This window comes from Enterobacter vonholyi (assembly GCF_008364555.1).
Classification (GTDB): Bacteria; Pseudomonadota; Gammaproteobacteria; order Enterobacterales; family Enterobacteriaceae; genus Enterobacter; species Enterobacter vonholyi.
Window position 1 is genome coordinate 17345 of sequence record NZ_VTUC01000003.1, and the last position, 20912, is coordinate 38256.

Annotated in this window: 18 protein-coding genes; 15 read left to right on the forward strand and 3 right to left on the reverse strand. The window is 57.2% G+C overall.

The features are described from left to right. The first annotated feature begins 46 nt into the window (after window positions 1–46). The 7 genes from lepA to acpS all read left to right on the forward strand — a co-directional run bounded on the left by lepA (window position 47) and on the right by acpS (window position 6512). The gene (gene lepA, locus F0319_RS04560) at window positions 47–1846 is read left to right on the forward strand and encodes a translation elongation factor 4 (RefSeq protein ID WP_023308849.1); all 1800 of its coding nucleotides are present in this window, start codon (window positions 47–49) and stop codon (window positions 1844–1846) included. A gap of 15 nt (window positions 1847–1861) precedes the next feature. After that, window positions 1862–2836: a signal peptidase I gene (lepB, locus tag F0319_RS04565; protein ID WP_024908620.1), complete on the forward strand. Its 975-nt coding sequence runs from the start codon at window positions 1862–1864 to the stop codon at window positions 2834–2836. A 222-nt stretch (window positions 2837–3058) separates the two neighbouring features. After that, window positions 3059–3739, forward strand: coding sequence for a ribonuclease III (gene rnc, locus F0319_RS04570; RefSeq protein WP_003860711.1), 681 nt, complete (start codon window positions 3059–3061; stop codon window positions 3737–3739). Further along, window positions 3736–4641 (forward strand): GTPase Era, encoded by a 906-nt coding sequence (gene era / locus F0319_RS04575; protein ID WP_087449597.1) that lies wholly within the window; start codon window positions 3736–3738, stop codon window positions 4639–4641. Before rnc ends, era begins: the two co-directional genes overlap by 4 nt. Before the next feature lie 18 nt (window positions 4642–4659). Continuing rightward, window positions 4660–5367, forward strand: a complete 708-nt coding sequence (gene recO, locus F0319_RS04580; RefSeq protein WP_149366519.1) for a DNA repair protein RecO — start codon at window positions 4660–4662, stop codon at window positions 5365–5367. Window positions 5368–5400: 33 nt separating this feature from the next. Then, entirely contained in the window at window positions 5401–6132 is a 732-nt protein-coding gene (pdxJ, locus tag F0319_RS04585) for a pyridoxine 5'-phosphate synthase (RefSeq protein WP_149366366.1), read from the forward strand. Continuing rightward, window positions 6132–6512 carry a holo-ACP synthase gene (gene acpS, locus F0319_RS04590; protein ID WP_023294331.1) on the forward strand — a complete coding sequence of 127 codons (381 nt, stop codon included), beginning with the start codon at window positions 6132–6134 and terminating at the stop codon, window positions 6510–6512. The genes pdxJ and acpS overlap by 1 nt, the downstream gene beginning before the upstream one ends. On the opposite strand, the gene F0319_RS04595 is transcribed toward acpS, so the two are convergent. Beyond that, window positions 6509–6769, reverse strand: a complete 261-nt coding sequence (locus F0319_RS04595; RefSeq protein WP_008502177.1) for a YfhL family 4Fe-4S dicluster ferredoxin — start codon at window positions 6767–6769, stop codon at window positions 6509–6511. The two genes, acpS and F0319_RS04595, sit on opposite strands and share 4 nt — an antisense overlap. A gap of 46 nt (window positions 6770–6815) precedes the next feature. Beyond that, window positions 6816–7664: a MurR/RpiR family transcriptional regulator gene (locus tag F0319_RS04600; protein WP_111965128.1), complete on the reverse strand. Its 849-nt coding sequence runs from the start codon at window positions 7662–7664 to the stop codon at window positions 6816–6818. Window positions 7665–7781: 117 nt separating this feature from the next. Between F0319_RS04600 and murQ the strand changes: the two genes are divergently transcribed. Genes murQ through tadA form a run of 4 tightly spaced genes read left to right on the forward strand, consistent with a single transcriptional unit; the run spans window position 7782 to window position 11250 of the window. Then, on the forward strand, window positions 7782–8675 hold the full coding sequence (murQ, locus tag F0319_RS04605; protein ID WP_111965129.1) for an N-acetylmuramic acid 6-phosphate etherase: 894 nt from the start codon (window positions 7782–7784) through the stop codon (window positions 8673–8675). An 11-nt stretch (window positions 8676–8686) separates the two neighbouring features. Continuing rightward, complete coding sequence (locus F0319_RS04610; protein WP_149366367.1) at window positions 8687–10048, forward strand: PTS transporter subunit EIIC; 1362 nt, start codon at window positions 8687–8689, stop codon at window positions 10046–10048. A gap of 3 nt (window positions 10049–10051) precedes the next feature. After that, window positions 10052–10687: a phosphatidylglycerophosphatase C gene (yfhb, locus tag F0319_RS04615; RefSeq protein WP_039263757.1), complete on the forward strand. Its 636-nt coding sequence runs from the start codon at window positions 10052–10054 to the stop codon at window positions 10685–10687. Between the two features lie 56 nt (window positions 10688–10743). Continuing rightward, on the forward strand, window positions 10744–11250 hold the full coding sequence (gene tadA, locus F0319_RS04620; RefSeq protein ID WP_220123739.1) for a tRNA adenosine(34) deaminase TadA: 507 nt from the start codon (window positions 10744–10746) through the stop codon (window positions 11248–11250). Here the strand turns inward: tadA and mltF are convergent. Continuing rightward, complete coding sequence (gene mltF / locus F0319_RS04625; RefSeq protein WP_111965132.1) at window positions 11138–12688, reverse strand: membrane-bound lytic murein transglycosylase MltF; 1551 nt, start codon at window positions 12686–12688, stop codon at window positions 11138–11140. The two genes, tadA and mltF, sit on opposite strands and share 113 nt — an antisense overlap. Before the next feature lie 267 nt (window positions 12689–12955). Here mltF and purL point away from each other — a divergent pair, with 267 nt between their 5' ends. The 4 genes from purL (at window position 12956) to glrR (ending at window position 20868) form a co-directional block, all read left to right on the forward strand. Then, complete coding sequence (gene purL / locus F0319_RS04635; protein ID WP_149366368.1) at window positions 12956–16843, forward strand: phosphoribosylformylglycinamidine synthase; 3888 nt, start codon at window positions 12956–12958, stop codon at window positions 16841–16843. A 534-nt stretch (window positions 16844–17377) separates the two neighbouring features. Then, window positions 17378–18805 carry a two component system sensor histidine kinase QseE/GlrK gene (gene qseE, locus F0319_RS04640; protein WP_149366369.1) on the forward strand — a complete coding sequence of 476 codons (1428 nt, stop codon included), beginning with the start codon at window positions 17378–17380 and terminating at the stop codon, window positions 18803–18805. A gap of 1 nt (window position 18806) precedes the next feature. Beyond that, window positions 18807–19544 (forward strand): two-component system QseEF-associated lipoprotein QseG, encoded by a 738-nt coding sequence (gene qseG, locus F0319_RS04645; RefSeq protein WP_149366370.1) that lies wholly within the window; start codon window positions 18807–18809, stop codon window positions 19542–19544. After that, window positions 19531–20868 (forward strand): two-component system response regulator GlrR, encoded by a 1338-nt coding sequence (gene glrR / locus F0319_RS04650; RefSeq protein WP_021241871.1) that lies wholly within the window; start codon window positions 19531–19533, stop codon window positions 20866–20868. The genes qseG and glrR overlap by 14 nt, the downstream gene beginning before the upstream one ends. The last annotated feature ends 44 nt before the right edge of the window (window positions 20869–20912 follow it).

The following is a 20912-nucleotide window of genomic DNA, read 5'->3' on the forward strand; positions in this document are numbered from 1 at the left end:
AGAACAGCGGCCTCCAGGAATTCGTAAGGCATAATTATTTAACTATATGAAGAACATACGTAACTTTTCGATCATTGCTCACATTGACCACGGTAAGTCGACGCTGTCTGACCGTATTATCCAGATTTGCGGTGGCCTGTCTGATCGTGAAATGGAAGCCCAGGTTCTGGACTCCATGGACCTGGAACGCGAACGCGGTATCACCATTAAAGCGCAGAGCGTTACGCTTGATTACAAAGCGGCTGATGGTGAAACCTATCAACTGAACTTTATCGACACCCCAGGCCACGTTGACTTCTCCTATGAAGTTTCACGCTCGCTCGCGGCCTGTGAAGGCGCGCTGCTGGTGGTGGATGCCGGGCAGGGCGTTGAAGCCCAGACCCTGGCAAACTGCTACACCGCGATGGAAATGGATCTCGAAGTTGTGCCGGTTCTGAACAAGATCGACCTGCCAGCCGCCGATCCTGAGCGCGTAGCGGAAGAGATTGAAGATATTGTCGGCATTGACGCGACCGATGCCGTGCGCTGCTCCGCGAAAACCGGTGTCGGCGTCACCGACGTGCTGGAACGTCTGGTGCGTGATATTCCGGCCCCGGAAGGCGATCCGGATGCCCCGCTGCAGGCGCTGATTATCGACTCCTGGTTCGATAACTATCTGGGCGTTGTCTCCCTGGTGCGTATTAAAAACGGCACCATGCGCAAAGGCGACAAAATCAAGGTAATGAGTACCGGACAGGTCTACAACGCCGACCGTCTGGGTATCTTCACGCCAAAACAGGTTGACCGCACCGAGCTGACATGCGGCGAGGTTGGCTGGCTGGTCTGCGCCATCAAAGACATCCTCGGCGCGCCGGTGGGTGATACCCTGACGGGTGCGCGCAACCCGGCAGATAAAGCGCTGCCAGGCTTTAAAAAGGTGAAACCGCAGGTTTACGCGGGCCTGTTCCCGGTCAGCTCTGACGACTACGAAAACTTCCGTGATGCGCTTGGCAAGCTGAGCCTGAACGATGCCTCCCTGTTCTATGAGCCAGAAAGCTCAACGGCGCTGGGCTTCGGCTTCCGCTGCGGCTTCCTTGGTCTGCTGCACATGGAGATCATTCAGGAGCGTCTGGAGCGTGAATACGATCTGGACCTGATCACCACCGCGCCGACGGTAGTATATGAAGTTGAAACCACCTCGAAAGAAGTGATCTACGTCGACAGCCCGTCCAAGCTGCCGCCGTTGAACAATATTCACGAGCTGCGTGAGCCGATTGCCGAATGTCACATGCTGCTGCCGCAGGAGTTCCTGGGCAACGTCATTACGCTGTGTATTGAGAAGCGCGGCGTGCAGACCAACATGGTTTACCACGGTAACCAGGTGGCGCTGACCTACGAAATCCCGATGGCGGAAGTGGTACTCGACTTCTTCGACCGTCTGAAGTCGACCTCCCGTGGCTATGCGTCACTGGATTACAACTTCAAACGCTTCCAGGCCTCCAACATGGTGCGTGTGGACGTGCTGATCAACGGCGAGCGTGTGGATGCGCTGGCGCTGATCACCCACAACGACAATGCGCCATACCGTGGCCGCGAGCTGGTTGAGAAGATGAAAGATCTGATCCCGCGTCAGCAGTTCGATATCGCGATTCAGGCGGCCATTGGCAACCATATTATCGCGCGTTCCACCGTGAAACAGCTGCGTAAAAACGTTCTGGCGAAGTGCTATGGCGGTGACGTCAGCCGTAAGAAAAAGCTGCTGCAGAAGCAGAAAGAAGGTAAGAAGCGTATGAAGCAGGTCGGTAACGTCGAGCTGCCGCAGGAAGCATTCCTTGCCATCCTTCATGTTGGTAAAGACGGCAAATAACCCTAAGGAGTTGGCATGGCGAACATGTTTGCCCTGATCCTGGTCATTGCTACCCTGGTGACAGGTCTGCTGTGGTGTCTGGATAAGTTTATCTTCGCCCCAAAACGTCGCGAACGTCAGGCTGCCGCACAGGCAGCCACTGGCGATGGGATTGACGCGAAAACCCTGAAGAAAGTCGGCCCGAAACCGGGCTGGCTGGAAACGGGCGCCTCGGTATTTCCGGTGCTGGCGATTGTGCTGGTGGTACGTTCGTTTATTTACGAGCCGTTCCAAATCCCATCAGGTTCAATGATGCCAACGCTGCTGATCGGTGATTTTATTCTGGTAGAGAAGTTTGCCTACGGCATTAAAGATCCTATCTACCAGAAAACGCTGATCGAAACCGGTCATCCGAAACGCGGCGACATCGTGGTGTTCAAATATCCGGAAGATCCGCGCCTGGACTACATCAAGCGCGCGGTAGGTCTTCCGGGTGATAAAGTGACTTACGATCCGGTTGCGAAAGAAGTCACCGTTCAGCCGGGCTGCAGCTCCGGTACCGCATGCGAAAACGCGCTGCCAATCACCTACTCAAACGTTGAGCCAAGTGATTTTGTGCAGACCTTTGCTCGTCGTAACGGCGGCGAAGCGACCAGCGGATTCTTCCAGGTACCGAAAGGTGAAACCAAAGAGGACGGCATTCGTCTGGTTGAGCGTAAAGAGACGCTGGGCGATGTGACGCACCGAATCCTCACCGTGCCAATCGCGCAGGATCAGCTGGGTATGTACTATCGCCAGCCGGGCCAGCAGCTCGCGAGCTGGATTGTACCGCCAGGGCATTACTTCATGATGGGTGACAACCGCGATAATTCAGCTGACAGCCGTTACTGGGGCTTCGTGCCGGAAGCGAATCTGGTCGGTAAAGCTACCGCCATCTGGATGAGTTTTGAGAAACAGGAAGGCGAGTGGCCGACCGGTGTTCGACTGAGTCGTATCGGCGGAATCCATTAATTCTCAATAAATGAACGCGTAGCCGCTTTAATTAGCGGCTACGTGAATTATTTCCACGATAAATCTCTTCGAACTAACGACATCCCCTGTCGTTGTGTATAGAATATTCCCCCGAAGTTTAAGGTTGGCCCTGCAAGGGTGCCACGGCACACGAAACCGCGTTGGTTTTCTCAGGTCGGTTTCGTGTGCTGCATTTTTGACGCATTCATTTATTGGTATCGCATGAACCCCATCGTAATTAATCGGCTTCAACGGAAGCTGGGCTACACTTTTCATCATCAGGAGTTGTTGCAACAGGCATTAACCCACCGCAGTGCCAGCAGCAAACATAATGAGCGTCTCGAGTTTTTAGGCGACTCTATTTTAAGTTTCGTGATTGCGAATGCGCTTTATCATCGTTTCCCGCGTGTGGATGAAGGGGATATGAGCCGCATGCGCGCCACGCTGGTTCGGGGTAATACCCTTGCGGAAATCGCGCGCGAATTTGAACTGGGCGAATGTCTGCGTCTTGGGCCGGGTGAACTGAAAAGCGGCGGCTTCCGTCGTGAATCTATTCTTGCCGATACGGTCGAAGCATTAATTGGTGGTGTGTTCCTGGACAGCGATATCCAGACCGTAGAAAAGCTGATCCTTAACTGGTATCAGACCCGTCTGGACGAAATCAGCCCGGGCGATAAACAAAAAGATCCGAAAACGCGTCTGCAGGAATATTTGCAGGGTCGTCATCTGCCGCTGCCGTCTTATCTGGTGGTGCAGGTTCGTGGCGAAGCGCACGATCAGGAATTTACCATCCATTGCCAGGTCAGTGGCCTGAGTGAACCGGTGGTGGGCACAGGTTCAAGCCGTCGTAAGGCTGAACAGGCTGCCGCCGAACAGGCGTTAAAAATGCTGGAGCTGGAATGAGCGAAGAAAAGACCTATTGCGGATTTATTGCCATCGTCGGACGTCCGAACGTTGGCAAATCCACTCTTCTGAATAATCTGCTTGGGCAGAAGATTTCTATCACCTCGCGTAAGGCGCAGACCACGCGTCACCGCATCGTCGGTATCCATACTGAAGGCGCGTATCAGGCGATCTACGTCGATACCCCGGGCCTGCACATGGAAGAGAAGCGTGCCATCAACCGTCTGATGAACAAGGCAGCGAGCAGCTCGATTGGCGATGTGGAGCTGGTGATCTTCGTTGTGGAAGGCACCCGCTGGACGCCGGACGACGAGATGGTGCTGAACAAGCTGCGTGACGGCAAAACGCCGGTCATCCTCGCGGTCAACAAAGTGGACAACGTGCAGGAAAAAGCCGATCTGCTGCCGCATCTGCAGTGGCTCGGTAGCCAGATGAACTTCCTCGACATCGTTCCGCTGTCTGCAGAGACGGGTCTGAACGTGGACACCATCGCGGGCATCGTGCGTAAACATCTGCCGGAAGCGATTCATCACTTCCCGGAAGAGTACATCACCGATCGCTCTCAGCGCTTTATGGCGTCTGAAATCATTCGTGAAAAGCTGATGCGTTTCCTGGGCGCTGAACTGCCGTATTCTGTGACGGTGGAGATCGAGCGTTTCCAGAGCAACGAGCGTGGCGGCTACGACATCAACGGCCTGATCCTCGTTGAGCGTGAAGGGCAGAAGAAGATGGTGATCGGCAATAAAGGCGCCAAGATCAAAACCATCGGCATTGAAGCCCGTAAGGACATGATGGAGATGTTCGAAGCGCCGGTTCACCTCGAACTGTGGGTGAAAGTGAAATCTGGCTGGGCCGATGATGAGCGTGCTCTGCGCAGCCTCGGTTACGGCGAAGACCAGTAACTCAAGACGACGAGTATGATGGAAGGATGGCAGCGCGCCTTCGTTCTGCATAGTCGTCCCTGGAGCGAAACCAGCCTAATGCTGGACGTCTTCACGGAAGAGTCGGGCCGCGTGCGCCTTGTTGCCAAAGGCGCACGTTCCAAACGTTCTAACCTGAAAGGCGCCCTACAGCCTTTCACGCCGCTGCTGGTTCGCTTTGGTGGGCGAGGTGAAGTTAAAACCCTGCGCAGCGCCGAAGCCGTCTCCCTGGCGCTTCCTCTCTCCGGCATCACGCTCTACAGCGGTCTGTATGTCAATGAACTCATTTCACGCGTTCTTGAACATGAGACTCGCTTCTCTGAACTTTTCTTTGATTATCTGCACTGTATCCAGGCGCTGGCTGGCGCAACCGGCACGCCCGAGCCTGCGCTGCGGCGTTTTGAACTGGCGCTGCTGGGCCATCTTGGGTACGGGGTCGATTTTCTGCACTGTGCGGGCAGCGGTGACGAAGTGGAAGACACCATGACCTACCGCTACCGCGAAGAAAAAGGCTTTATTGCCAGCGTCGTGATCGACAACAGCACCTTTACCGGGCGCCAGCTCCGGGCGCTGTATGAGCGCGAGTTTCCCGATCGGGATACCCTGCGCGCAGCAAAACGCTTTACCCGGATTGCCCTCAAGCCGTATCTTGGCGGCAAGCCCTTAAAGAGCCGCGAATTATTCAGGCAGTTTGTGCCGAAACGTTAGACCACAGAATCGAAAAGAAAACCGAGGATTGTCATGGCTGAATTACTGTTAGGCGTCAACATCGATCATATCGCCACGCTGCGTAATGCGCGCGGCACGGCGTATCCCGACCCGGTTCAGGCGGCGTTTATCGCTGAACAGGCTGGCGCCGACGGCATTACCGTTCACCTGCGCGAAGACCGCCGCCACATCACTGACCGCGACGTGCGCATTCTGCGCCAGACGCTGGACACCCGTATGAATCTGGAGATGGCGGTCACCGAAGAGATGCTGACCATTGCCTGTGAGACTCAGCCGCACTTCTGCTGCCTGGTGCCGGAAAAACGCCAGGAAGTGACCACCGAAGGCGGTCTGGACGTGGCCGGCCAGCTCGACAAAATGCGCGATGCCTGCAAGCGCCTGGCGGATGCCGGTATCCTGGTTTCTCTGTTTATTGACGCTGATTTCGCCCAGATTAAAGCGGCGGCCGACGTGGGCGCACCCTATATCGAAATCCACACGGGCTGCTATGCTGATGCCAAAAACGATGCCGAGCAGGCGAAAGAGCTGGAGCGTATTGCTAAAGCGGCCACGTATGCCTCAAGCCTGGGCCTGAAGGTCAATGCCGGTCACGGCCTGACCTACCATAACGTGAAGGCCATTGCCGCCATTCCGGAAATGCACGAGCTGAACATCGGTCACGCGATCATTGGCCGCGCGGTAATGAGCGGCCTGAAAGAGGCGGTCGCCGAGATGAAACGCCTGATGCTGGAAGCGCGTCAGTAATGGCCATTCTGGGCTTGGGTACCGATATCGTTGAAATAGCCCGCATTGAAGCGGTGATCGCCCGCAGCGGCGATCGCCTCGCAAGGCGTGTGCTGAGCGATAACGAATGGGCCATCTGGGAAGCGCATCAGCAGCCGGTGCGTTTTCTGGCGAAGCGTTTTGCGGTAAAAGAGGCGGCCGCCAAAGCCTTCGGGACCGGCATTCGTAACGGTCTGGCGTTCAACCAGTTTGAAGTGTTTAACGATGAGCTGGGTAAGCCAAGCCTGCGTTTATGGGGCGAGGCGCAAAAGCTTGCAGAGAAGCTGGGCGTGAATCACATGCACGTGACGATCGCGGATGAACGCCACTATGCCAGCGCGACGGTGATCATCGAAAGTTAAAGTTTGTCCGCGTGGTGCATCAGGACAAACTTATCCCACAGCTGCTCTTCGCTCTCGACGTGCGCCGGATCCTTCAGAATGGTATTCGGGATCGGGCACACTTTCTGACAGGTCGGCGTTTCATAGTGGCCGATGCATTCGGTGCAGCGGTCGCTGTTAATCTCATAAATGCTGTCGCCCATCGAAATGGCCTGGTTCGGGCATTCGGGCTCGCACATATCGCAATTAATGCATTTTTTGGTAATTAACAGCGCCATCAGGAAATTCTCAGAAACAACACAAACTGGGCGGGCATTATACGCGTCAAACCAGTTTCTTTACCAGTTCTTCGCTGTGGCGAATGCGCTCTGGCGCTCGCTCCAGATCCTGCTGCACCAGCGCCATAAACAGCAGGTCCGTCAGCATCATTTGTGCGCTGGTGGACGAGATAGCCGCGCTGCGCGTGGCCTGCTCCTCGGCAATGGTATATAAACAGCGCGTGGCCCGCTGCTGCAGGGCATTTGGCGTAAAACCGGTGATTGCCAGAATTTTACCGCCGACGCGCAGCGCTTCATCAGTTGCCATGTTGATTTCACGACGCTCGCCGGAGTAAGAGATGGCCAGCAGCAGATCGTCAGGATCCATCGCCTGTACGGTCGCCAGCAGGGCGTGCATATCCTGTTCGACGATGGCGTTAAGGCCAATTTTCGTCAGCTTCCAGCCAAAGTTACGCGCCACAAGTCCGGACGCGCCGATGCCGGTCAGAACGATCCGCCGCGCGCTACGCAGCATCGCCACGCTCTCCAGCAGCTTCTCTTCCGTATTCACATCGAGCGTCGCATGCATGGCGGCCACGTTCTCTTTGATCAGCTTTTCGCCGACCAGCCGCATTGGGTCATCGCCGCGGATCTGATTATGCACCGGCATGGACTGCGGATTGGGGTTGCTGACCAGCGCTTCGCTGATCGCCAGCTTGAGGGCAGGGAATCCCTTAAAGCCAATCTTCTGGGCAAATTTCACCACGCTGGACTGGCTCACGCCGGCTTCACTCGCCAGCTGCTGCGAGCTGAGATGGCGCGCGCGATCGGGTTGAGAAAGCAAAAAATCCGCCAGCTTCTTGTCGCTTTGGGCAAAGCCTGCGTAGCGCTGGCGAATGCGAATTAAACAGTTCATACGGTCTCCTGGCGAAAATGTGATTATCTGCGCAAATACGAATTTTGCTCGCCTGAATGAATTTTATATTCCATTATAGTGTGATTATTATGAATTAAAAATTCTTGAGGTACAAAAATGAATCTTGGCTCACTTGTTTCTGAAACGCGTAACCCGCAAACCATGGATCTGGATGCGCTCTCCACCCTGGAGCTGGTTAACCGCTTTAATCAACAGGATACGCTGGTCGCGCAGGCAGTGAAAGAGACATTACCCGAGGTGGCGAAAGCGGTCGATGCGGCGGCGGAAGCCCTCAAGGCCGGTGGACGCATTATTTACATGGGCGCGGGGACCAGCGGGCGTCTTGGGGTTCTGGACGCGTCAGAATGTCCGCCCACCTTTGGGGTGCCGCATGGTCTGGTCGTTGGGTTAATTGCCGGTGGACCCGGTGCGCTGCTGAAAGCCGTTGAAGGGGCGGAAGATAACAAACAGCTGGGCGAGGATGACCTGAAGGCGCTGAATCTGACGGAGAAGGATCTGGTGGTCGGTCTGGCGGCATCCGGGCGCACGCCGTACGTCATTGGCGGCCTGGAATACGCCAACCAGACCGGCTGCACGACGGTGGCCATCTCCTGTAATCCTGGCTCCCCGATTGCGCAGGTGGCCGCTATCGCTATCTCTCCGGTGGTCGGGCCGGAAGCGCTCACCGGCTCCACGCGCCTCAAGTCAGGGACCGCGCAAAAGCTGGTGCTCAATATGATTTCCACCGGCGCGATGGTTAAGTTCGGCAAGGTGTATCAGAACCTGATGGTGGATATGCAGGCCACCAACGTCAAGCTGGTGGACAGAGCCTGCCGCATGGTGATGGAGGCGACGGGCGCAGGCCGTGAAGAGGCCGAAGCGGTACTCAAACAAACCGATCATGATGTTAAACCTGCCATTCTGATGATCTTAAGCGGGCTGGATGCGGCGACCGCGAGAGCAAAACTCGATGCGCATAACGGCTTCTTACGGGCGGCATTAGAAAACTAACAGAGGCGTCTATGGACAAAACAGCAGCGCTCGCCAGCGATATCCTTCAGGGGATAGGTGGGGAAAAAAATATTCAGCGTCTCGAAAACTGCATGACGCGCGTGCGCGTCGAGGTGCATAACGACGACCAGCTTGACGTGTCGCGTCTGAAGCAACTGTCCGGCGTCAGCGGTTACGTGAAGCAGGGCCAGCAGCATCAGCTGATCGTCGGGCCGGGGAAAGCGGCGCAGGTTGTTGACGCCATGCGCGCGCTGATGGGCGTTAGCGCGAGCGTGTCGATTGACGATACTGAGCGCACCAAAGCGCAGGCGAAAGCCAAATATAAAGCCCCGATGAGCGATGCGCTGCGACAGCTGGCAAACGTCTTTATTCCGCTAATCCCGGCGTTTATTGCCTCGGGCCTGATCACCGGGATCATCAATATCCTCAAGCGACCGGATATTGTGGGGGATTTCGCCACGCAGTATCCGAACCTGCTGGGGATTCTCGGGATCTTCGGCAGCGCGGTGTTCGCCATCATGAACATTATTGTCGGGGTCAATACCGCGAAGGTGTTTGGCGGATCGCTGGCGATGGGCGGGGTGATGGCGGGCATTTTGTCCAGCCCGCAGTTGGCGCAGATTACGCTGTTTGGTGAGGCGCTTCAGCCGGGCCGTGGCGGGGTGATTGCGGTGCTGCTGGTGGTCATCCTGATGTGCTGGATCGAGAAACGGCTGCGCGCGATTTTGCCCGGTTCGATTGAGCTTATCCTCAACCCGCTGCTGACCACGCTGATTACCGGTAGCGTAGCGATTGTGGCCCTCCAGCCGTTAGGCGGGTGGATCTCTGAAGCCATCGCTCACGGTGCGTCTCTGGCGATTGACCGCGGCGGGCTGCTGGTTGGCGCTGTGCTTTCCGGTACCTTCCTGCCGCTGGTGCTGACCGGCCTGCACCAGGGGCTGGTGCCGATCCACGTCGAGCTGGTGCAGGCGCACGGCTATAACGCGCTGCTGCCTATCCTGTCGATGGCGGGCGTGGGGCAGGTCGGCGCGGCGATTGCCGTACTGATGAAAACCCGCAACGCGCGTCTGAAGAAAATGATTAAAGGCGCACTCCCGGTCGGACTGCTCGGCATCGGCGAGCCGCTGATTTTCGGCGTTACGCTGCCGCTGGGTAAACCTTTCCTCGCGGCCTGTCTGGGCGGAGCGGTAGGCGGGGCGCTGATCAGCTACTGGAAAGTCGCCACCGTGATCACCTTTGGGCTTTCCGGTTTACCGCTGGCATTAACCATCGTGACCGGAAAAGTGATGCTCTATCTGTTAGGCTATTTAGTAGCGGTGATCGCCGGGTTCCTTTTTACCTGGCTATTAGGATTCAACGACCCAGAGGAGTAAGGTTTGGCAAATCACGCGCGTCGCGTTGTCTTTTTCGATCTGGATGGAACGCTGCATCAGCAGGATATGTTTGGTACGTTTATGCGTTACCTGCTGCGGCGTCAGCCTTTGAATGCGCTGCTCGTGCTACCGCTCTTACCCGTTATCGGTATCGCGCTGCTGGTGAAAGGCCGTGCGGCGCGATGGCCGATGAGTCTGCTGCTGTGGGGATGTACCTTTGGGCACAGCGAAGCGCGGCTCAAACAGCTCGAAAAGGATTTTGCGCACTGGTTTCGCGGTCACGTTGCGGCCTTTCCTGTTGTACAGGCGCGCCTGACCAGCTACCTCGACGCGAACGATGCCGACATCTGGCTGATTACAGGCTCCCCGCAGACGCTTGTGGAGCAGGTCTACTTTGATACCCCCTGGCTTCCGCGCGTGAATCTTATCGCCACGCAAATTGCCCGCGGTTACGGCGGCTGGGTGCTAACCCTGCGCTGTCTGGGGCATGAAAAAGTGGTCCAGCTGGAGAAACGCATCGGTACGCCGCTGCGCCTGTACAGCGGCTACAGCGACAGCAAACAGGACAACCCGCTGCTCTATTTTTGCCAGCATCGCTGGCGCGTCACGCCGTCAGGTGAACTCCAGCAACTCGAATAGTCTTATCCATAAGGGGTGTGTATAATGCCGCCGCTTTTCGACTGGAGAATCAACCGTTGTCCATCCCTGAATACAATCATGAATACTGGATGCGCCACGCGCTAACGCTCGCTCAGCGTGCCTGGGACGAGGGCGAAGTGCCCGTAGGCGCCGTGCTGGTCCACAATAACCAGGTGATTGGCGAAGGGTGGAACCGTCCGATTGGCCGCCACGACCCTACCGCGCACGCCGAAATTATGGCGCTTCGTCAGGGCGGTCTGGTGCTGCAAAACTATCGCCTGCTTGATACCACGCTGTATGTGACGCTGGAGCCGTGCGTGATGTGTTCCGGGGCGATGGTGCACAGCCGGATCGGGACTCTGGTTTTCGGGGCGCGGGATGAAAAAACCGGCGCGGCCGGCTCACTGATGGACGTGTTGGGGCACCCCGGAATGAACCACCAGGTGAAGACTATCGGCGGGGTGCTCGCACCAGAGTGTTCGGGGCTATTAAGTGATTTCTTTCGAATGCGCCGTCAGCAGAAAAAGCAGCAAAAGGCAGAATTGAAGCTGTTGGGCGATTAAGTTCGTCCGGCGCCACGACAGGGTAGCTTTGAGCCAGCCGTTTGGCCTCTGTCGCCTCTTTCTCTTTCTCCAGCAGATACCCGACCAGGCTAATCTGATATTTACGGATATTTTCCACGTAGGCGTAGGCTTCATGCCCGCGCGCGTAGCCGTATGTCAGTTTGTTATACCATGGCTTCTGGCTCAGCAGCGGCAGGCGCTGCTTTACGTCTGACCAGCTGTCCGGGTTGCCTTTCGTTTTGGCCGTTAATGCTCGCGCATCCAGCATATGCGCATAGCCCATATTGTAGGCCGCCAGCGCGAACCAGATCCGCTCCTCTTCCGGCACCGTTTCCGGTACTTTGGCCATCATATCCTGCAGATAACGCGCGCCGCCGCTGATGCTTTGTTCGGCATCGGTACGGTCATTCACGCCCAGGCTCAGCGCGGTATTTTTGGTTAACATCATCAAACCACGCACGCCAGTCGGGGACGTGGCCTGGGTATCCCAGTGGGATTCCTGATACGAAATAGCCGCCAGCAGTTTCCAGTCAATTTCCTGGGCGTATTTTTCGAACAGCGGCTGCAGGTCCGGCAGGACGCTGTCTACCGCGCGCAGGAAGCTGCGGGTGTCAACGTAGTCAAAGTCATCGCCGTGCCCGAGGTACTTCTCCTCCAGACGCGCCAGGGTACCGTCTTCATTGATGGTGTTGAAAAAATCAAGCATCGCGGCAGAGAAGGTCTGATCGTCATCAAGCTGGCTAAACCAGGTCACGGGCTGCTCGTCGGTAACGTCCAGCGCCACGGCGATTTCAGGGTGCACGCGCTGGAACAGGCTGATTGCGACCGAATCGGCAATGGTGTAGGGCACTTTCTGGTCTTTTACCTGCTCAAGCAGCTCCGTCGTGCCGAGTTTCGGATCCACCGTCCAGCTCAGGTCGGGATATTTTTTCTCCTTGAGCTCACGCAGGTCGTCAATCACCACGTGGCCGGGCGCAATCGTCAGCTGCCGATCGTTAATCGAAGCCAGCGAGCGCGGGCGCAGGCTCCCGACGCGGTAAACCAGCTGCTGCGAAACGGAATAGTAGGTCGGGCCCGGCTGGTAGTTCTTGCTGCGCTCGCTGTTATACACCAGCCCGGCGGCAAGCATGTCGGCATCGTCGTTATCGAGGTCGTCAAAAAGCTGATTTATATTCTGGCGGACGGTGATTTTAAGCTTCACGCCAAGATAATCGGCGAACTGTTGTGCCAGCTCATAATCCAGACCAATGATTTTGCCGTTGATGTCGCTGTAAATGAGCGGGGAGTTAAGGGTACTGACGCGCAATTCCCCCCGCTCCTGAATGGCGGCGATACGGTTTTCGGCTTTGCCGAACCAGGGGATAGAAGGCCAGAGGGCCACTGCCAACAGCAACGTTACAATGCCGATGAGCAGATAATTAATCTTTAATTTTTTCAATTAGTTAATTCTCTGCGACGCCGGTTGCCTCAGTTTGCTGTAGCCATGTTAATAATAAGGTTTGCCATTGAATGAGCGGCATTTTGCGTAAACTTGCGCCACTTGGCAACCAATTAGAGAGACAGGTCACATCTATTGTTAAACCTCTGGGCAAATTTTATTTCGACGCAAACGGTTTCGTCGGCGCTCAGGATTCTCTATAATGACGCCCGTTTTCCCCCCTTGCGCACACTGTAAGCGCCCCGGCGCTTCGAAGACGAGAGACTTATGATGGAAATTCTGCGTGGTTCGCCTGCACTGTCTGCCTTCCGTATCACTAAACTGCTGGCACGTTTTCAGGCGGCCGACCTTCCGGTAAGCAATATTTACGCTGAGTATGTCCATTTTGCTGACCTGAATGCCCCCCTGAATGCAGAGGAGCGCGTACAGCTGGAACGCCTGCTCAAGTATGGCCCAAGCCTCAGCAGCCATACGCCAACCGGCAAACTGATCCTTGCGACGCCGCGTCCGGGCACCATCTCCCCCTGGTCTTCCAAAGCCACCGACATCGCCCACAACTGTGGCCTGAGCCAGATTAACCGTCTGGAGCGCGGCGTGGCGTACTACGTGGAAGCCTCAACCCTGAGCGACGCGCAGTGGCAGGCGGTTGCGGCTGAGCTGCACGACCGCATGATGGAGAGCGTATTTGCCTCTCTCGATGACGCACAGAAGCTTTTCTCCCACCATCAGCCTGCGCCAGTACAGAGCGTGGACCTGCTGGGGCAGGGCCGTCAGGCACTGATCGACGCCAACCTGCGTCTCGGCCTGGCGCTGGCAGAAGACGAAATCGACTACCTGCAGGATGCGTTCGTTAAGCTCAACCGTAACCCGAACGACATCGAACTTTACATGTTCGCGCAGGCTAACTCTGAGCACTGCCGCCATAAGATTTTCAACGCCGACTGGATTATTGACGGCGAACAGCAGCCGAAGTCGCTGTTCAAAATGATCAAAAACACCATGGAGCAAACCCCTGACCACGTGCTGTCTGCCTATAAAGACAATGCCGCGGTGATGGAAGGCTCCGAGGTGGGCCGCTTCTTCGCCGATCGCGAAGCAGGGCGCTATGACTTCCATCAGGAGCCCGCGCATATCCTGATGAAGGTTGAAACCCACAACCACCCGACGGCGATCTCCCCGTGGCCGGGTGCGGCTACCGGCTCCGGCGGTGAAATCCGTGACGAAGGGGCGACTGGTCGTGGTGCAAAACCAAAAGCGGGTCTGGTCGGTTTCTCCGTCTCCAACCTGCGTATCCCGGGCTTTGAACAGCCGTGGGAAGAAGATTTCGGCAAGCCAGAGCGCATTGTAACCGCCCTGGATATCATGACCGAAGGTCCGCTGGGCGGCGCGGCGTTTAACAACGAGTTTGGCCGTCCGGCGCTGAACGGTTACTTCCGTACCTATGAAGAGAAAGTGGACAGCCACAACGGCGAAGAGCTGCGCGGCTACCACAAACCGATCATGCTGGCAGGCGGGATCGGCAACATCCGTGCCGATCACGTGCAGAAAGGCGAGATCGTCGTCGGCGCGAAGCTGATCGTACTCGGCGGCCCGGCGATGAACATCGGTCTGGGCGGCGGTGCGGCCTCTTCGATGGCCTCCGGCCAGTCTGATGCGGATCTCGACTTCGCGTCCGTGCAGCGTGACAACCCTGAGATGGAGCGCCGCTGCCAGGAAGTGATCGACCGCTGCTGGCAGCTGGGTGATGCCAACCCAATCCTCTTCATCCACGACGTGGGCGCGGGCGGCTTATCCAACGCCATGCCGGAGCTGGTGAGCGACGGCGGCCGCGGCGGTCGCTTCAACCTGCGCGACATCCTGAGCGATGAACCGGGCATGAGCCCGCTGGAAATTTGGTGTAACGAATCCCAGGAGCGCTACGTGCTGGCCGTTGCGGCGGACCAGCTGCCGCTGTTTGACGAGCTGTGCCGCCGCGAGCGCGCGCCGTATGCCGTCATCGGTGAAGCGACCGAAGAGCAGCATCTCTCCTTGAGCGATACACATTTCGACAACCAGCCGATCGATCTGCCGCTCGACGTCCTGCTCGGTAAAACGCCGAAGATGACCCGCGACGTGCAGACCCGCAAGGCTGCGGGAAAAGCGCTGGATCGTCAGGGCATCACCGTGGCAGAAGCGGTTAACCGCGTGCTGCACCTGCCTGCTGTGGCAGAGAAAACCTTCCTGGTGACCATTGGCGACCGTACCGTGACCGGTATGGTATCCCGCGACCAGATGGTCGGCCCTTGGCAGATCCCGGTGGCGAACTGCGCCGTGACCACCGCGAGCCTCGACAGCTACTACGGCGAAGCGATGGCGCTGGGCGAACGCACCCCGGTGGCGCTGCTGGACTTCGCCGCCTCTGCCCGTCTGGCGGTCGGTGAAGCGCTGACCAACATCGCCGCGACGCAGATTGGCGATATCAAACGTATCAAGCTCTCCGCAAACTGGATGGCCGCAGCCGGCCACCCGGGCGAAGATGCTGGCCTGTATGAAGCCGTGAAGGCGGTGGGTGAGGAGCTGTGTCCAGCACTCGGCCTGACCATTCCGGTGGGTAAAGACTCCATGTCGATGAAAACCCGCTGGCAGGAAGGTAACGAGCAGCGCGAGATGACCTCTCCACTGTCGCTAGTGATCACCGCGTTTGCCCGCGTGGAAGACGTGCGTCACACCGTTACGCCGCAGCTGGCGACCGAAGATAACGCCCTGCTGCTGATTGACCTGGGTAAAGGCCACAACGCGCTGGGCGCCACCGCGCTGGCGCAGGTTTACCGTCAGCTTGGCGATAAGCCAGCCGACGTGCGCGACGTGGCGCAGCTGAAAGGCTTCTACGACGCGATTCAGGCGCTGGTGGCGCAGCGTAAGCTGCTGGCCTACCATGACCGTTCCGACGGCGGCCTGCTGGTGACCCTGGCAGAGATGGCCTTCACCGGCCACTGTGGCGTGGAAGCCAACATCGCTACGCTTGGCGAAGACCGTCTGGCTGCGCTGTTCAACGAAGAGCTGGGCGCCGTGATTCAGGTGCGTGCGGCGGATCGCGATGCGGTTGAAGCGATTCTGGCGAAGCACGGTCTGGCAGACTGCGTCCACTATCTGGGTAAAGCCGTTCAGGGCGACCGCTTCGTCATTGAAGCAGACGGTCATACGGTGTTCAGCGAAAGCCGAACCACGCTGCGCATGTGGTGGGCGGAAACCACCTGGCAGATGCAGCGCCTGCGTGATAACCCGGAATGTGCCGATCAGGAGCACAACGCGAAGTCCAATGACCAGGATCCAGGCCTGAACGTGAAGCTCTCCTTCGATATTAACGAAGACATCGCTGCGCCGTACATTGCGACCGGCGCGCGTCCAAAAGTGGCGGTGCTGCGCGAGCAGGGCGTTAACTCCCACGTTGAGATGGCTGCGGCCTTCCACCGCGCGGGCTTTGACGCTATCGACGTCCACATGAGCGACCTGCTGGCCGGACGTACCGGTCTGGAAGATTTCCAGGCGCTGGTGGCGTGCGGCGGCTTCTCCTACGGCGACGTGCTGGGCGCAGGCGAAGGCTGGGCGAAATCCATTCTGTTCAACAGCCGCGTGCGCGACGAGTTCGAAACCTTCTTCCACCGTCCGCAGACCCTGGCGCTGGGCGTGTGTAACGGCTGCCAGATGATGTCTAACCTGCGTGAGCTGATCCCGGGCAGCGAAGCCTGGCCGCGCTTTGTGCGTAACCAGTCTGACCGCTTCGAAGCGCGCTTCAGCCTGGTGGAAGTGACCCAGAGCCCGTCTCTGCTGCTGCAGGGAATGGTCGGTTCACAGATGCCAATCGCCGTTTCCCACGGCGAAGGTCAGGTAGAAGTGCGTGATGCTGCGCATCTGGCTCAGCTGGAGAGCAAAGGCCTGGTGGCACTGCGCTTTGTCGATAACTTCGGCAAGGTCACGGAAACCTACCCGGCTAACCCGAACGGCTCCGCCAACGGTATTACGGCGGTGACCAGCGAAAGCGGTCGCGCGACCATCATGATGCCGCACCCGGAACGCGTGTTCCGCACCGTGAGCAACTCCTGGCACCCGGAAAACTGGGGCGAGGACAGCCCATGGATGCGTATCTTCCGCAATGCGCGTAAGCAATTGGGTTAAGTTTTAGTCCCACATCCTTCCAGGCCCGGTAAGCGAAAGCTCAACCGGGCTTTTTTATTTGTGTCGCATAATTGCGACAGACCGGCAACTTAAGTGTCTCCAAAAAGAGACATTTAAGTTATTGATTTATATATGGCAGGAAAGGTTTCCGTTAAGGTGTTGCTTAATAGCGACACTTAGCCTGAAAATCATTCAACCGATAATTAACAAGCTTAACGAGTAAAAATGTTATATTTCAATATGTTAATATTTTGTTTTGCATTCTGGCACGGGTGTTGCATAATATTAGCCAGTGGCTCATTCACCTTCTTATGTCAGCCCCTTCGGGAAGCGCTACATAAATTTCGAATGACGCACAAAAAGGTGCCTGCCGTCCAACTACTGATCATAGCGATGCTTTATCAGGCCAGGGCGAAACGTCGAGTTAGGCACCGCCTCATTCCATGACAAAGCCGGGTTTTTACCCGGCTTTGTTGTATCTGAAGGGCAGACTCAGTTACGCTCTGCGTAAACCCCCATTAAGAGAGTAATGCGTTGAAACGCTGGCCCGTTTTCCCCCGCTCCCTGCGGCAGCTCGTCATGATGGCCTTCCTGCTGATTCTGCTGCCGCTGCTGATCCTTGCCTGGCAGGCGTGGCAAAGTCTGAACGCGCTGAGCGCGCAGGCGGCATTGACCAACCGCACGACGCTCATTGACGCCAGACGCAGTGAAGCGATGACAAACGCCGCCCTGGAAATGGAGCGTAGCTATCGTCAGTATTGCGTGCTTGACGATCGAACGCTGGAAAAGGTTTATCAGAGTCAGCGCAAACGCTACAGCGAAATGCTGGACGCTCATGCGGGGGTTTTGCCTGACGACAGGCTGTATCAGGCGTTACGTCAGGATTTGAACGATCTCGCGCAGCTGCAATGCAGTAACAGCGGCCCGGATGCGGCGGCCGCCGCACGCCTCGAAGCTTTTGCCAGTGCCAACACCGAGATGGTGCAGTCAACGCGCACGGTGATCTTCTCCCGCGGTCAGCAGCTTCAGCAGGAGATTGCCGAGCGCGGACAGTTCTTCGGCTGGCAGGCGCTGGTGCTGTTCCTGGTGAGCCTCGGGCTGGTTCTGCTCTTTACCCGCATGATCATCGGCCCGGTGAAGGGTATCCAGCGGATGATCAACCGCCTGGGGGAGGGGAAATCGCTCGGGGATACGGTCGCCTTTAAAGGTCCCCGCGAGCTGCGATCCGTCGGCCAGCGCATTATCTGGCTGTCCGAGCGCCTGGCGTGGCTTGAATCACAGCGCCATCAGTTCCTGCGCCATATCTCCCATGAGCTTAAAACGCCCCTGGCCAGCATGCGCGAAGGGACGGAACTGCTGGCGGATGAAGTGGCAGGGCCACTTACGCCCGAACAGAAGGAAATTGTCGAGATCCTGGATAACAGCAGCCGGAATCTACAGAAGCTGATTGAGCAACTGCTGGATTACAACCGCAAGCTGGCAGATGGGGCGGTCGTACTGGAAAACGTCGAGATTGAACCGCTGGTGGATATGGTGATATCCGCCCATAGCTTGCCAGCAAGAGCTAAAATGATGCATACCGGTGTAGAGCTGAATGCGCCGACCTGTCTCGCTGAACCCATGCTGTTAATGAGCGTGCTGGATAATCTTTATTCCAATGCGGTGCACTATGGTACTGAATCCGGTAACATTTATATCCGAAGCTATACGAAGGGTTCCCGGGTGTTTATCGACGTCGCTAACACCGGCACCCCGATCCCCGATGACGAAAAAACCATGATCTTCGAGCCCTTTTTCCAGGGGAGTCATCAGCGGAAAGGTGCGGTGAAAGGAAGCGGTCTGGGCTTGAGCATTGCCCGGGACTGCATACGACGCATGCAGGGTGAGCTAAACATTGCCACGGACGAACGTTCGGATGTTTGCTTCCGTATTGAACTGCCCCTGAGCCGGAAAAATCAATAAAATGAATCTATGTCTGGTGAGTATGTCACACGTTTTTTCCCGCGCCGTACGCGCGGTGTTTTCCCGCCGCACGCTTCGCCTGAGCCTGCCCTGTTTATTTCTGGCAGGGTGTGTTTCCCATGTGCCGCAAAGTGCCATTAGCGATAAACAAGAAGATAAATGGCCCGATAACCAGCTGGCCGATTTCCTCTCGACCCGCTGCGAAGACATCTGGAACCTGTCAGGGCATGACGTCGAAAGCAACCCGCTGTTCTGGCTGCGTGGAATAGATTGCGCCCAGCGCCTGGCGCCGGTAGACGCCCGCTCGAAGGCGGCGATGCTGGATGACGACACCTGGCAGGACGCTTTCAAGCGTGGGATTTTACTCGCAGATGCGAAAATTACCCCCGTTGAACGCCGCGTTAATGTAACCCGACTGGACACGTTTGTGGTCAATCTACCCGTACAGGTACGCCCGGTATACCAGCTCTGGCGCGATAGCCAGACGCTACAGCTTCAGCTTTCTGAAGAGCGCTCCCGCTACAGCAAGCTGCAACAGTCAACCGACAGCGAGCTTGATACGCTGCGTCAGCAGCAGCAACATTTACGAACCCAGCTGGATACCACGACGCGTAAGCTGGAGAACCTGACCGATATCGAAAGACAGCTCTCTTCGCGTAAATATCAGCCGGGGAGTTCATCCGCTGCGCCGGACAGCGATACGCCGAAACAAGAGGACGTGAAGCATGACGAGCCGTAAACCAGCCCATCTCTTACTGGTGGATGACGATCCCGGGCTATTAAAGCTGCTGGGGATGCGTCTGGTGAGTGAGGGCTACAGCGTCGTGACCGCGGAAAGCGGGCTGGAGGGGCTGAAAATTCTCAGCCGAGAGAAAATCGATCTGGTGATAAGCGACCTGCGGATGGATGAAATGGATGGCCTGCAGCTGTTCGCGGAGATCCAGAAGCAGCAGCCGGGTATGCCCGTAATTATCCTTACCGCGCACGGGTCGATCCCGGATGCGGTTGCCGCGACGCAGCAGGGAGTATTCAGCTTCCTGACCAAGCCGGTGGACAAAGACGCGCTTTATAAGGCTATCGACAGCGCGCTGGAACATGCCGCCCCGGCGGGGGATGAAGCGTGGCGGGAGTCTATCGTCACCCGCAGCCCCGTGATGCTGCGCCTGCTAGAGCAGGCGAGGATGGTGGCGCAGTCTGACGTCAGCGTGCTCATCAACGGCCAGAGCGGAACCGGGAAAGAGATCCTGGCGCAGGCGATTCATAACGCCAGCCCGCGCAGCAAGAACGCTTTTATTGCGATTAACTGTGGCGCGCTCCCGGAGCAGCTGCTTGAATCGGAACTGTTTGGTCACGCCCGCGGCGCATTCACCGGGGCGGTAAGCAGCCGGGAAGGGCTATTCCAGGCCGCGGAAGGTGGCACGCTGTTCCTGGACGAGATTGGTGACATGCCCGCGCCGCTGCAGGTCAAGCTGCTGCGCGTGCTGCAGGAGCGCAAAGTGCGCCCGCTGGGCAGCAACCGCGATATCGATATTAACGTGCGAATTATTTCGGCGACCCACCGCGATCTGCCAAAAGTGATGGCTCGCAACGAGTTTCGCGAAGATCTCTACTACCGTCTGAACGTGGTTAACCTGAAGATCCCTGCGCTTGCGGAACGTGCGGAAGACATTCCGCTGCTGGCGAACCATCTTTTGCGCCAGGCGGCCGACCGCCATAAACCGTTCGTGCGCGCGTTTTCCACCGATGCGATGAAGCGGCTGATGGCCGCAAGCTGGCCGGGTAACGTGCGTCAACTGGTGAACGTGATTGAGCAGTGCGTGGCGCTGACCTCGTCACCGGTGATCAGCGACGCGCTGGTGGAGCAGGCGCTGGAAGGGGAAAACACGGCTCTGCCGACGTTTGCAGAAGCGCGCAATCAGTTCGAACTGAACTATCTGCGCAAGCTATTGCAGATCACTAAAGGCAACGTGACCCACGCTGCGCGCATGGCCGGACGCAACCGTACCGAATTCTACAAGCTGCTGTCACGTCATGAGCTTGAAGCGAACGATTTTAAAGAGTAGTACCGCAAAATTCGCTTGAATATGATACTGTGAGCAATCGATTA